This window comes from Halomonas sp. MES3-P3E (genome assembly GCF_002836035.1).
Taxonomy (GTDB): Bacteria; Pseudomonadota; Gammaproteobacteria; order Pseudomonadales; family Halomonadaceae; genus Vreelandella; species Vreelandella arctica.
The window spans coordinates 1-13346 of the sequence record NZ_PJBT01000040.1; the positions used below are offsets into that span (position 1 = coordinate 1).

Consider the following 13346-nt stretch of genomic DNA (forward strand, 5'->3'; position numbering starts at 1 on the left):
GTTAGATGTTGAACGGTATCTTCTTGAACCTTTGCTTTAGCGATAATTGGCGGGATCTTGCAGAGTGTTAAGGTAATTGGAGGGAGGGCGATGACTGCTCTAGGTCATGGCAAGATGACGGCACGAATGACAACTTGTTACCGGTCGAGTATGAACGGCGTTATTTTAAGGCTCGACGGGCGTTTAGAGTAGCAGGGAGATTAATTTGCCTGGGCGCTCTGATATACCCACTCCATGGATGAACTATTAAACTTCACTTATTAGCATTGACGAATATTGCTCATTACGGTCGAGGCTGTGTGAAAACCTAAAAATCAGTTGGCGATTACAGCGTTCAGCCGTATTGGCACGACTATCGGCTAGCAATACGCTTCAGAGTGCCTTCCTTTATTATTTCCACATCTGAAGTTGTTCGAGATAAAGCCTAAAAAATACCTTCTATAGAGCGTCACCGACTTCTACTAAGTCCGGTAGAGCCAGGATCAGCTGCCCTATGCTCGCATTGCCTGGATTAAACTCTTGGAACCGAGGATATTCATGACGCGTTTTATGTTGCAGGCAAGCACATGAAAGCTCATTTCCGTACTGCCGTTCTTAACTTAAGCCCTTTGGTTAAAAAGTGCGTCGCTCCTATCCACACTTTTAACGTGCCAAAGGGATGCTCGACCGTCTGACAACGGAGGCGCATTATACCCTTCGCCTGATCCAATCGAGCTTTTACCGCCTCCAGAACCTTTTCGTGTTCCCAGCGCTTGATACGCCGATAGATACCTGCAGTACATTACGGCTTCATTGAGCAATCCGGACAGGCCGAACTCTAATAGCAATTGGCATCGGAGCAGAGGATGGCACTTAAGGTACGTTTCCGTCACGCTCGCCGATTAGGCCAGCCGTTCTGTGTTAGGGTAGCTGTTCTGAATGACTGACGCATAAAAAAGTGGCAACGCGCTGCTTTTCCAATCTATTCGAGCTCTCGCCTTTGTTGGTGGCGCTTCGACACCTTGTATTACCGCCAGAACGTACACTTTTCGTTCTGAAGCGCATTACCTGAATTTCTTGGTAACCAGAACTCTCTGGCTTTTAAGCCGGCATTTTTTTCTGCATTGGGCGCGCGCCCGCGTGACTCTCTATCAGTGATTATCGGGTACTGCTTTTAGCGAGCGGTATCCAGCCACGACTATTTTTATTTTTCCGTTGAACCAGCCAAGCGCTCGTTCGTTAAGACGATCAACCGAGACACATTATGAGCTTTAGAATTGCCATTCTGGGGGCTGGCCCTAGCGGCCTTGCCCAACTCCGTGCTTTTGAAGCAGCACGCCTCGCCGGCGCCGACATTCCCGAGATCGTCTGTTATGAAAAGCAGAGTGATCTAGGCGGCTTATGGAATTACACCTGGCGCACTGGTCTTGATGCCTACGGTGAGCCCGTTCACGGCAGCATGTATCGCTATCTCTGGTCAAATGGCCCCAAAGAATGCCTGGAGTTTGCAGACTACAGCTTTGAAGAGCATTTCGGCCGCCCCATTCCTTCCTATCCTCCCCGGGCGGTGCTTCGTGATTACATCATGGGGCGAGTCGAGAAGAGTGGCGCGCGTCAGTACATCCGTTTCAACACGGCTGTCCACTGGGTCGACTATGCGGAAGAAACCGGCAAGTTTGCGGTCACTGTAAGAGACCTCAAGCAAGATGAATTACGGACTGAGGAGTTTGATTACGTGGTGGTGGCCACTGGTCATTTTTCCACGCCTAATGCTCCTTATTTTGAAGGGCTCAACCAGTTTCCGGGCCGCGTTCTGCATGCCCATGACTTTCGTGACGCTTGTGAATTCGCTGGGAAGGACCTGCTACTCATTGGTAGCAGCTACTCCGCCGAAGACATCGGCACCCAGTGCCACAAATATGGCGCTAAGTCGGTGACTTTCAGCTACCGCAGCCAGCCTATGGGATTCGAGTGGCCCGACTCTTTCAAGGAAGTGCCGCTCCTTACTGAGGTGGTCGGCAAGACGGCATACTTTAAGGATGGCAGTAGTCAGGACGTGGATGCGATTATTCTCTGTACGGGGTACCAGCACCACTTTCCGTTTCTGCCTGACGAACTGACCCTGAACACTCATAATCGACTCTATCCAGAAGGCCTATACAAGGGCATCTTTCTGGAGCAAAACCCCAAGCTGATCTTCCTCGGCATGCAGGACCAGTACTTCACCTTCAATATGTTTGATGCCCAGGCCTGGTACGCGCGAGATGTCATGCTGGAACGAATCACGTTTCCCAGTGAAGCAGCCATGGCCGCCGACAGCGCAGATTGGGTCAGCCGGGAACAAGAGGTCGAAAATCCGTTCCAGGCAATCGACTTTCAGGCCGCCTACATCCGTGATCTATTGCAGCCCACTGATTACCCCTCGTTTGATGTCGAGGCCGTCACAGATATCTTCAAACAATGGGAGCACCATAAAGAGGCGGATATTTTAGGCTATCGCGATAAAAGTTATCGCTCAACGCTCACGGGCACCCTGGCACCGGCCCATCACACGCCGTGGATGCAGGCAATGGACGATTCTCTTGAGACCTTCCTTAGCAAAAAGCCAGAAAGCGAGGAGCAGGTTCTAAGCTCAGTGCACTAGAGAGGTTGTTCGCTATCGCAACGGTGCTGCCTCTAACGAGTAAGCCGTTCCGTATTATTAAAAGGAAACGTCAATGACGAATACAAGCCTGATTCAGGCTCGTTCACGCTTCACCGCAAGCAGCATTAGATGGGGTTTTATGTGGGCCCTTTGGTGCGCCGTGCTCTGGGGTGCCTGGTATATCCCAGGATCCGCCGTCTGGTTTGAAGCGCCTTACGTCAACCTAAACTATGACACCAACGCAGAGTTTCTACTGGCGGCAGCGGTGCTTACGACTTTCAATGCCATTGCAGTACTGTTCTTCCTTTTTGTATGGAATGGAGTACTGGGCAAATGGGGCGAATACGCACGCACCATTCGACAGATGCGCAACATCTCCAAGTGGTTCTTTATCGGTGCCATTTTTGGTGGTCCGATGGCCATATTCGGATCCTACCTAGCCATCGGGTACATTGGCGGGGCCTTCGCTGCTATCGCAGCACTAATGTATCCGATTATCGGTGCCACTTTGGCACGCCTCTGGTATCAGGAAAAAATTACCAAGCGAGCGGCCATTGGTATATTCATTATTCTCACGGGGGCGTAACGGTTTATGCACCAGGCATCATAGGTGAGCTGACAGGCACTGGAGAGAGCGGCTGGCTCGGCTACGTGGGCGGCGCCATGGCAGCCTTGGGTTGGGGCGTTGAGGGGGTCATTGCTGGACGAGGATTGGATGTTGCCGATCCTGATGTGGGCATCACCGTGCGTTTTTCCGCCGAAGTACTTTATTGGGTAGCACTAATTCTGCCAGCTATTTACCTGTTCACCGACCAGCCTGTTATCGAGTTGGTCGTAGCAACATTTAACTGGGCCGCTATTGGCTGGCTTATGTTGGCTGGGGTCACCTTCGCCTTCTGTTATGTTTCTTGGTACAAGTCATTTCCGCTCATTGGCGTGGGCAGAGGACAGGCAATTGCTTCACTTTATGGCCTTTCAGCGGTGATCTTCCTGGCTGTCTTTACTTTGGAGCTTCCAGAGTGGAATTTCCTGGCTGGGCTGGCGCTGTTTGTGACTGGTGGCTTCGTGATGTATACCGAGAACGACGAGGTTCTTGAAGTCGTGCGAGCGGTCTCGAAAAATACCGATGCCGAGGGTAACCGCACATCTGCTCACTTATGAACTGGAGCACCAGTACGTGAAAAAATTACATATGAAAGGCCGAATACTTCAGCTAATCAACGCCAAGCGCGATGAGGGCATCTGGGACTGGGAACTCACTGATACCATAATGGGTGAGTACGGTCTTTCCGGCCCTTATTGGAAAGGCAATACACGGGTGACGCTAACAGATCTATTTTCCACTGGCATTATCGAAAGTGTGGAAGAGAAACTAGACGATAAGGGCTATTTTGGTGTCGGCCGAGTACTGTTCAAGTTCCGGCTTAATGCCTTCGGTAGACAGCGCATGCTGGACACCGAACTGGCATGACGATTGGGCTTTATCCAATCATTCAACTAGAGAGGAGTGAATTATATGTCTGAGTTCTGGGGTTTTCCGGGTGCCGATATCTTGGCTGTAGCGGTAATCATTATTTTGAGTAGTTTAGCTTTATACCAAGCCCGTACTTTCGTCACGAAGATCTGAAGCTTAGCCACAGATACCGATTTTTAACGCACGATGCATAGCGCGCGTCCGTCTTCACAGCGCCCGCTTATCGCCCTGCTCAACCACTGTTGAGCATTATCTTCCTCGCCTACCGAGCCGCCCTCGATGGACTCGCCATGCCCGGGGCAATCACCGAAAGGGGTAGTTGATGCCCTTTTTAACCTGAGCAATACTCATCACAAACAAAGACAAGCATGTCGGCATTATCTATTTAGCAAATGATTAGCTTGAGTTGAGCCATACTTTGTTCTTAACCTGGGGAGGATCATGACCTGAACGTTTCGACTGCGTTGGATGGCAGCGCCCTCCTGGACCGCCGATTGACGACCGTGGAATCTGGATTGGGGGACATAAGACCTCCGATGAGTGGTTGGCCACTATGAGGGAGGCAAGGGGCTTCGCTTGGCATCCTTTGGCTGTACCCTTGAGATACAGCCAAAGTGATCTCCGGTTATGGCCACGCTGACACCAAAACCAATCGGCATCATTCGATCCCGGGCGGATGCGTCAGACCTTTATTCCGAACAGCTTTTATTCCGAACAGCTTTTCTGCATTTCGGAACGCAATTTTTTCCTTGGCTTCACGGGGCAGATCCACTGCCCGAAACCAGTCGGTTCCTTGCTTCATGTCTGCAAACGGGTAATCCGTTCCAAACATCACTCGATCCACACTGATGTACCTCAGCAAAAGATGAAGCAGTTCATCCTGGAAGAATGCGCTGGTTGTGTACCAGAAATTGTCACTGAAGTATTGCCCGATAGGCTTGTTCAGCGAGTCTTCAGTCGACTCGCTCATATCTCCCACGATACGCTCGTAGTAGAACGGAAGGCCCTCTCCCATATGGCCGATAATCATCTGCAGTTTAGGAAATTTATCGAACACCCCAGTGATGATCAGTCGAAGACATTGAGTCAGCACCTCCTGGTGCCATCCATATCCTGAACCGCTGAAAATGTAGTTCTGGAACAATTGGTCATACCCTGGCCGCATGGTGTTGTAATAAATATTGAACACGTCTTCCGGGGGGAAGCCTGGATGCAGGTATATCGGCACATCAAGCGCCTCGGCGCGCGCCAGAAGGGGCTCGAAATCCGGGTGGTCGAGGAATTTGTTGCCAATGAATCCATTGGTCATGGCCCCCAGAAAGCCATCTTCCCGAACGGCGCGTTCAAGTTCGTCCGCTGATGCTTCCGGGTTCTGCAGAGGCAAGGTTGCATAGGCCTGGTACCGCCCCGGATGGGTGGCCATCGGGCCATCGGCAATCATCTTGTTGAGACGATAGGCAAAATCGATGCCTTCCTGACCCGGGACATTCTGCACACCCGGCGTATGTGCGGAGAGAATTTGAACATTGACCCCCGCCTTATCCATTGCGCCGATGCGGCCAGAGCCGAGTTCGGCAAGACCCGTTTCCCTGAGGTACTCTACGTGTTGATCGTTAATCGCGTTCAGCGCGATCAGTTCCTCGGTGGTATAGGTCTCTTCCGTGGCGATAAATGGCAGGTCCTGGTCTCGCAACGCGATGACCGAAGTCTCTGTCGCGGCAGCACTGGAGATAATGGCAGGCATGGACAATCCGGCACCAACACCAAGTGCAGCCGCACCAGTTAGAAAACTACGGCGTCCCATTGTCAGGCTCTCTAGGGTTTTTTCGATCTGTTTCATGACAATTTCTACTCCGATGTTTGCGTTGCGTGGTTTGGGGGCAGCTTGAACCGCCCCAGAATATTGCCGATGTTATCCACGTAGCTGTACACCACCGGGATAACCAGCAAGCTCAGAAGCGTTGAAGTGAGCAGTCCGCCAATGACCACGAAGGCCATGGGGGCCCGGAAGCTGGGATCGCCAGCCCATCCTAGGGCGATCGGCATCATGCCCGCCCCCATGGCAATGGTGGTCATCACGATGGGCCGGACACGTTTTTTGCAGGCATCAAGAATGGCGTCCACGCGTTCCAACCCATGCTCCCGGCGGGCGATGATGATGTAGTCCACCAGCAGGATCGAGTTCTTGGTGGCGATGCCCATCAGCATGATCAATCCGATCATGGCGGGCAGCGACACGGGCGTCTGCGTGAGGAACAACGCCAGGAAAGCCCCAGGTACGGAGAGCACCAGTGCCACCAGAATAGTGACCGGCTGCATGAAATCCTTGAGCAGCAGCACCAGCAACATATAGATGCACAGCACGCCGGTCAGCATGGCAATCCCGAAGCTTGAGACAAGCTCCGCCATTTCCTCTGCATCGCCTTCTGCTGTCTGAAACACGCCACGCGGCAACTGACGTAAACTGGGCAGTGCCTGCACGGCCTGTTCGATTTCCCCCAAAGGCTGCCCTTGCAGGCTCACCTCGAAATTGACGTTGCGCAGACGATCATGCCGGGTGATTTCCGAAGGACCGCTGCTCCACTCGAAGGAGGCAACACTCTCAAGCGGCACTGGCCCATTCGCACCAGGCACTGGTAGCCGTTTAAGGGTCGCCATATCCTCCCGAGCGGCATCCGCCAGCCGGACCATCACCGGCACCTGACGCGAGCTGAAGTTCAACTTAGGAAGATCCTCGGCGTTATCGCCCACTGTCGCGATGCGCAGCGTATCGGCGATGGCCTGAGCCGAGACCCCAAGGTCGGCGGCGCGGGCAAAATCAGGGCGTACAATGAGTTCAGGCCTGACCAGGCTGGCCGTCGAACTCACCGCACCGATGCCGGGAATGGCGCGCATCTCCCGCTCGACTTGGCGAGCATGCAGTTCAAGCACCCGGCTATCCTCACCGGCGAGCACCAACTCATAGCCATCTCCCTCGTCGCCTACGCGAGCTCGCACGCCGGGAAGCGTGGCGAGTGCAACCCGCAACTGCTGCTCTATGTCTTGCTGCGTAACGCCCGCGCGGGTTGCGCGATCCGCCAAACCAACGGTCAGTTCCACCGAGGTCACATCAGAGTCACTGCTGCCGGAGCCTCCACCGACAGCCGCGAAGACGCTAACGACATGACGTTGCGTCACCAGTCGTGAGCGTGCCTGCTCGGCAAGCGCCGCCGCTTCAGACAAGGTGCTACCGGGCGGCAAGGTGAGCGTCGCCTGCGTCTGGGAATTATCATCGGGGGGTATGAAGGTCCCCGGCAGGGTCGAGGCCAGCCAGATACCTCCTGCAAAGCAGGCCGCCGCCGCGAGGAGCGTCGTCTTACGGTGGCGCAGGCACCCGTTAGCAACGATCAAGTAGTAGTTAATCCACGTTGGATCGCGCGAGGGATGTTGGGGTTTGCGCAGCAGATACGCAGCCAGCATGGGCGTGAGAAGGCGCGCCACCAGCAGCGAAAACAGCACCGCTACCGAGGCCGTCCAACCGAACTGAACGAAGAATTGCCCGACGGTGCCGCTCATAAAGGCCGTGGGCAGAAAAACGGCAATCAATGTAAAGGTGGTGGCGACAACGGCCAGGCCAATTTCCGCCGCCGCGTCCATGGCGGCCCGGCGCGGGGGCTTGCCCATTAGCAGGTGCCGTTCGATATTCTCAATCTCGACAATGGCATCGTCCACCAGCACCCCGATCACCAGCGAGAGCGCCAGCAACGTCACCACATTGAGCGAGAAGCCCACCAGGTGCATGAAAGCGAAGGTGGGGATGATCGACAGCGGAAGCGTGACCGCCGCTATCAGTGTGGCTCGCCAATTGCGTAGAAAGCAGAACACCACCAGCACCGCCAGCGCCATCCCCTCGAATAGCATGTGCATGGAGCCCTGGTAGTTCTCCAGCACTGGCCCAACAAAATTGAAGGCTTCTTCGACCTCGACATGGGGATATTGCGCCTGCAAGTCGGCAACAGCAGCCTGCACCCCCTCGGCCACATCCACCTCGCCGTACCCCTCGGCACGGGTCATCTCGACGCCGACGACGGGCGCGCCATTCAAGAGTGCAATTGAGCGCCGCTCGGCCACGGTATCAGTAACCGTCGCCACCTGATCAAGGCGAATACGCCGACCGTCGCTGAGTGCCAGCTCCATCGTCGCAAGCTCAGCTGCGGATTCAGCGTTGGCGATGATGCGCACGGCCTGTTCGGCTCCGCCGACATCAACGCGGCCACCGGGGGCCTCCAACTGCGCCTGACGCAACTGGCGGGAGATATCCAGCGCTGTCGTGTTCATCGCCAGCAGACGATCCGGAGCCAATGCCACGCGGACTTCGCGATCGACCCCGCCGATACGCCGAACCGAACCAACACCGGGCACCGCCAATACGGCCTTGGTCATTTTGTCATCGACGAACCAGGAGAGTGCCTCATCGTCTAGATCGGAGGACGTCACCGCGTAGCGTACAATCGGCTCACTGGAAAACTCACCCTTACGAATCATTGGATCACGCAGGTCGGCGGGTAGATCCGAGCGGATGCGAGCAACAGAGTCGCGCACGTCCTCAACAGCCTCTTGCACGGACTTTTCCAGCCTGAATTCGATAGCAATGTCGGCATTGCCATCCGTCAGCGTTGTAGTGATGTTTTTGACACCGGAGACGGTAGCGATGGAGTCCTCGATCTTGCGGGCAACCTCGGTCTCCATTAAGGCGGGGGCCGCCCCCGGCAACGAGGCGGAGACCTCCACGAGGGGCAGCTGCACATCCGGCAAGTCCTGAATAAGCAAGCCTCGGAAGGAGATGAGCCCCCAGAAGGTCAATAGGATGAAGAGCAGAACAACCGGAATAGGATTGCGAATCGCCCAGGAGGAGGTATTCAGCTTCATACCCCGTCCTCGACGTCGGTATCGTCCGTTTGGGGTGAATGAGCCGGCTCTTCTTCAATCACCCGAACCTGGTCACCGTTTCCCAGAAAAGCACCACCCGAGGCGACCACCTTGGCATCGGGCTCAAGCCCGTCGCGAATTTCGATGCGATCATCCGTGTGCTGGCACAGGGAAACTTTCTGCTCCGTTATCTGGCCTTCATCGCTGACGCGATGGACGTAGCCAAAGCCATCGCGAAGCTGCACCGCGGCGCGGGGTAGCGTCAACACTTGACGGCTGCCCAGCTCGAATCCACCCCGCGCAAACATCCCCGCCCGAGCAACGTCGCTTAACGGTAGGTCGACATAAACCAGCCCATTGCGTGTAGTGGTGTTCACTAGCGGCGCAATGGTGCGCAACCTCCCTTCGAGTTCATATCCACCGGGCACGGTGACCCTGGCAGTCTGGCCGGCTCGCAGCTCATTCAGATCGGAAGCGGCGACCTCGGCCCGCCACTCCAGCCGACCGTGGCGCGTCAATCGGAACAATTCCTGATCGGCGCCTGTAACAGCGCCAACAGTGGCCGTGCGGGAGGTAATCAAACCGTCGTCTGGGGCGACCACCTGCGTCTGAGCCAAGCGTAGCGCTTGGGCTTCATTCTGCGCTTGCGCAACGCCTAGCCGCGCCCTGGCGGTGAGTTCTGCGGTTTCGTATTGCTGAATCTGCTGCTCTGAAAGCGATCCCGTGGTTTTCAAACCGCGGGCGCGCTGGGCGTTGGCATTCGCTTCCGCAAGCGTTGCTTCGGCTTCCGCCACGGCGGCGCGGCTCCTGGCAAGCTCTGCGCGCACCGTCGTGGCGTTATACACGGCCAGCACCTGCCCTTCCGTGACCTCATCACCCACGCCTACCTTGACCTCTACCAGCCGCAGGCCACCGATTTCGGTACCGATAATGATCTCCTGCCATGCCGCGATATCACCATTGGCCGCGATAGTGGTCGGAAGCGTCTGAGGTTCTAATGTCGTCACGTTGACGGATAAGGAGTGAATCGCCCTTAGTTTGATAGACACAATTGAAAGGCCGCTTTCGGCCGAGGCTGTGTGAAAACGAGGCTACCGCTATACTCTACCCGTGACAGCTCGTGGAGGTGCCGATGAAGCGCTTCGTTGCAGGTGAGTCCCGGTCTCAAGCCACGTTGTTCCCTGAGCTTCTTGATGATTTTGTCTCGGAGGACAACCCGGTCCGAGCCATCGAGGCCTTCGTTGAGGCCCTTGATCTCAGGCAACTCGGTTTCAAGGGTGTCGATCCCCATGCTACCGGCCGGCCCGCCTATCACCCTGCGGTACTCCTGAAAATCTACCTCTACGGTTACCTCAATCGCATTCAATCCAGCCGTCGCCTGGAGCGCGAGGTGCAGCGCAATGTCGAGCTGATGTGGCTGACAGAACGCTTGGCACCGGACTTCAAGACGATTGCCGATTTTCGAAAGCACAACGGCAAGGCAATCCGCGCCATCTGCCGAGACTTTGTCGTGCTTTGCCGGCGCCTGGGGCTCTTCACACAAGCGATCGTGGCCATCGACGGTAGCAAGTCAAGGCGGTCAACAACCGTGACCGCAACTTTACGTTTGCCAAGATGAAGCGGCGCGCAGAGGAGATCGAGAAGAGCATCGAGCGTTACCTGCGCCAACTCGACTCAGCTGACCAAGGCGACCCCGCTGTCACAGAGGCGCAGACAGCACAGCTGAAGGACAAGATCGCCGCTCTCACCGAGGAAGTGCAGCGACTACAGGCCATTGAGATACAAAGAACCCAGGCACCTGACCAGCAGGTCTCGTTGACGGATCCCGATGCTCGCTCCATGAAGACGCGAGGCACCGGGCTAGTGGGGTACAACGTACAGACGGCCGTCGATAGTCAGCATCATTTGATCATCGCCCATGAGGTCACCAACGTCGGTAGTGACCGGCGTCAACTTTCCGGGATGGCCAAGCAGGCACATGATGCCAGCGGCATCAAAGATCTCAGTGTCGTGGCGGATCGCGGTTACTTTAAGGGAGAAGAAATTCTCGCGTGCTACAAGGCCGGTATCACCATCTATCTCCCCAAACCGAAAACCTCACCGAGCCAGGCCAAGGGAATGTTTCCCAGAGAGGCATTTCGCTTCATCCCCGAAAGCAACGAATACCACTGCCCTGCGGGAGAGCGACTGATCTGGCGTTTCAAGAGCGTCGAAAAAGGTCAGACGCTGCATTGCTACTGGAGTTCAGCCTGCCCAACCTGCGCGATGAAAGGGAAATGTACCACTGGTAAACACAGGCGTATAAAGCGCTGGGAGCATGAGGATGTGCTCGAGGCGGTACAGTCTAGGCTGAACCAGAAACCGGAAATGATGCGTCTCAGACGCCAGACAGTCGAGCACCCGTTCGGCACACTGAAGGCCTGGATGGAATCGACGCATTTTCTGACCAGGAGCCTCAAGAGCGTCAGCACGGAAATGAGTCTTCACGTGCTGGCCTATAATATGAAACGTGTCATAAAGATCCTTGGAACCAAGGGGTTGATTCAGGCGATGCGGGCATAGCGTGCCTGCTGCTCTTTAATAGCGCCTGTAGTGCCCTATGACGCTCTCTAGGAAGGATTTCTCGGGGCGCGTGATCTTGAATAACCTCGTCTGTGGCGATGGCGGAAGTGCTTTGAGACGTCTCGTTGGCCGCTGGACGTGGCCTGACAGCCGGATGCGGAAACAGGCAACGGATTTGGGAGTTTTCACACAGCCTCGACCAGAAGCCGACTTTAAGATATTTCGCATATACGCCTAAATGGTTTTGCTAACTGAGCTATTGCATCATCTCATGCGCTTGAAGATAATTTTTTATATCAAGTGGTATATCAATAAACCAATACAGCTACGAATACTTTAATGACACTGGTTCGAAGAAAACCTCTAGCACTCAAGAGAGCGCTAGAGGCTAATCCGTTAAAGGGCCTTAACTAACTCCCCATAATCTCCACCCACACGCAAGACAATAGTCACATCGCTATCATTGCGGTTACGGAAAAACCAACCGTGATTGCCATTGAAAGCGGCTTCTAGCTCACCTTCATCCTCGGGCACGCCACGGCCTTTCTCGTAACTGATGGAATTCCCATTTCCATCACCGTGCGTGTCAAAGTTGACGGGGCCACCGTCTGATGCCCATGCAAAGGTAGCAACCGCCCCTTCTTGCATGGTGAGTTTGTACTCTGTGCCTTCACCTGGCGTCAGGGTAAAGCTCACTTCATCACTCCATGGAGACGCTTCTTCCGCTTGCGCCGTCAGGGAAGTGGCTTCCTCAGTCGCTAATGCCTCTGCCAGCGCCACGCTGGCGTCGGTCATCACCCTTTCAGAATCGGCGGGTGAAGGTTCGACTGGATCACTTGCTGAGGCAGAATTGGCTGTTTGGGGAGCCATCTCTGCATCCGAAGTGGAAGTTTGAGCATCAGCATCGCTTGCCGTCTCAGGCTGGCGATCACTGACGGTCTCTTGAAATGCAGCGGGTTGAGACGCCTGCTGAGCACTGGCTTGATCATTGGCCTGATCAAGCTCGGCTTCCTCAGCCAACTGGGTCTTGATTTCGCCCATCTCTGTCAGCCCCAACAAGCGGCCAGCGCCGGTGGGGTCAATGGCATACTCAGCAGGCAGCACGACGGTGATCAGCAAAGCGACTGCAATGACGGCTGCCATCAGCGTAGAACGAAGTAACTTACCTGTTGACGGTAACTCGGCACGGGTGGGAAGGTCGGTATTGTACATTTGGGTCTCTCCTGAATTAGGCGATGAAATAGCCGGTGAGCTGATAACCAACCAGCATAAAGCCAGCGCACATCATGGCGACGTTAGCGGTGTAGGCGTGGCGTAAGAAGCCATTGGTGCGTCGCCAGAAACCCATCACGATAAGGATGGCACTCAGGGCCAGTAGCTGGCCGATCTCTACCCCAACGTTGAACGCCAGGAGATTGGGGACTAATCCATCAGAAGCGATATCGTACTCAATGATCTTGCTCGACAGTCCAAAGCCATGGAACAGGCCGAAGACCAGCGTCGCCACCTTGGTATTGGGCTGAAAGCCGAACCAGCGCTGATAAGCACCGATGTTATCGAGTGCCTTGTAGACAACGGAGAGACCGATGATGGCATCGATAAGGTAGCTATTGATGCCGATATTAAAGTACACCCCTAGCAGCATGGTCGTAGAGTGACCGATGGCGAAGAGGCTGACGTAGATGGCGATATGCTGCATTCGATAGAGGAAAAAAATCACCCCTAGCAAAAACAGGATGTGGTCATACCCCGTCACCATGTGCTTGGCACCGAGATAGA

9 protein-coding genes and 2 pseudogenes are annotated in these 13346 nt (G+C 55.0%); 5 read left to right on the top strand and 6 right to left on the bottom strand.

Features of this window, described 5'->3' with window-relative positions; all coding sequences use genetic code 11:
- Window positions 1–491: 491 nt before the first annotated feature.
- A pseudogene (locus CXF87_RS21980) lies at window positions 492–817 on the bottom strand (transposase); the annotation flags it as partial.
- 426 nt (window positions 818–1243) lie between these two features.
- On the opposite strand from CXF87_RS21980, the gene CXF87_RS10310 reads away from it, so the two are divergent.
- The 4 genes from CXF87_RS10310 (at window position 1244) to CXF87_RS10320 (ending at window position 4094) form a co-directional block, all read left to right on the top strand.
- Window positions 1244–2623 (top strand): flavin-containing monooxygenase, encoded by a 1380-nt coding sequence (locus CXF87_RS10310; protein WP_101146581.1) that lies wholly within the window; start codon window positions 1244–1246, stop codon window positions 2621–2623.
- 73 nt (window positions 2624–2696) lie between these two features.
- Complete coding sequence (locus tag CXF87_RS21750) at window positions 2697–3209, top strand: hypothetical protein (RefSeq protein WP_198556047.1); 513 nt, start codon at window positions 2697–2699, stop codon at window positions 3207–3209.
- Window positions 3210–3286: 77 nt separating this feature from the next.
- Window positions 3287–3784 (top strand): hypothetical protein, encoded by a 498-nt coding sequence (locus CXF87_RS21755; RefSeq protein WP_198556048.1) that lies wholly within the window; start codon window positions 3287–3289, stop codon window positions 3782–3784.
- 16 nt (window positions 3785–3800) lie between these two features.
- Window positions 3801–4094, top strand: coding sequence for a hypothetical protein (locus CXF87_RS10320; RefSeq protein WP_035586807.1), 294 nt, complete (start codon window positions 3801–3803; stop codon window positions 4092–4094).
- 661 nt (window positions 4095–4755) lie between these two features.
- Here CXF87_RS10320 and CXF87_RS10325 read toward each other — a convergent pair.
- From CXF87_RS10325 to CXF87_RS10335, 3 genes are read right to left on the bottom strand one after another with little or no spacing between them, the layout of a single operon-like run.
- Window positions 4756–5937 carry an amidohydrolase family protein gene (locus CXF87_RS10325; protein ID WP_101146582.1) on the bottom strand — a complete coding sequence of 394 codons (1182 nt, stop codon included), beginning with the start codon at window positions 5935–5937 and terminating at the stop codon, window positions 4756–4758.
- Between the two features lie 8 nt (window positions 5938–5945).
- The gene (locus tag CXF87_RS10330; RefSeq protein WP_101146583.1) at window positions 5946–9005 is read right to left on the bottom strand and encodes an efflux RND transporter permease subunit; all 3060 of its coding nucleotides are present in this window, start codon (window positions 9003–9005) and stop codon (window positions 5946–5948) included.
- Window positions 9002–10054, bottom strand: a complete 1053-nt coding sequence (locus tag CXF87_RS10335; protein ID WP_232774882.1) for an efflux RND transporter periplasmic adaptor subunit — start codon at window positions 10052–10054, stop codon at window positions 9002–9004. The genes CXF87_RS10330 and CXF87_RS10335 overlap by 4 nt, the downstream gene beginning before the upstream one ends.
- Window positions 10055–10137: 83 nt before the next feature.
- Here CXF87_RS10335 and CXF87_RS10340 point away from each other — a divergent pair.
- Window positions 10138–11567: pseudogene (locus CXF87_RS10340) on the top strand (IS1182 family transposase).
- Window positions 11568–11963: 396 nt separating this feature from the next.
- On the opposite strand, the gene CXF87_RS10345 reads toward CXF87_RS10340, so the two are convergent.
- Window positions 11964–12779, bottom strand: coding sequence for a hypothetical protein (locus CXF87_RS10345; RefSeq protein ID WP_101146584.1), 816 nt, complete (start codon window positions 12777–12779; stop codon window positions 11964–11966).
- Window positions 12780–12795: 16 nt separating this feature from the next.
- A partial coding sequence (locus CXF87_RS10350) for a HupE/UreJ family protein (RefSeq protein WP_101146585.1) occupies window positions 12796–13346 on the bottom strand: 551 nt, incomplete at its 5' end.

Coding starts and splice junctions, on each gene's coding strand:
- CXF87_RS21755 (WP_198556048.1), top strand. CDS start 3,287: ATGGCAGCCTTGGGTTGGGGCGTTGAGGGGGTCATTGCTGGACGAGGA.
- CXF87_RS10330 (WP_101146583.1), bottom strand. CDS start 9,005: ATGAAGCTGAATACCTCCTCCTGGGCGATTCGCAATCCTATTCCGGTT.
- CXF87_RS10325 (WP_101146582.1), bottom strand. CDS start 5,937: ATGAAACAGATCGAAAAAACCCTAGAGAGCCTGACAATGGGACGCCGT.
- CXF87_RS21750 (WP_198556047.1), top strand. CDS start 2,697: ATGACGAATACAAGCCTGATTCAGGCTCGTTCACGCTTCACCGCAAGC.
- CXF87_RS10345 (WP_101146584.1), bottom strand. CDS start 12,779: ATGTACAATACCGACCTTCCCACCCGTGCCGAGTTACCGTCAACAGGT.
- CXF87_RS10310 (WP_101146581.1), top strand. CDS start 1,244: ATGAGCTTTAGAATTGCCATTCTGGGGGCTGGCCCTAGCGGCCTTGCC.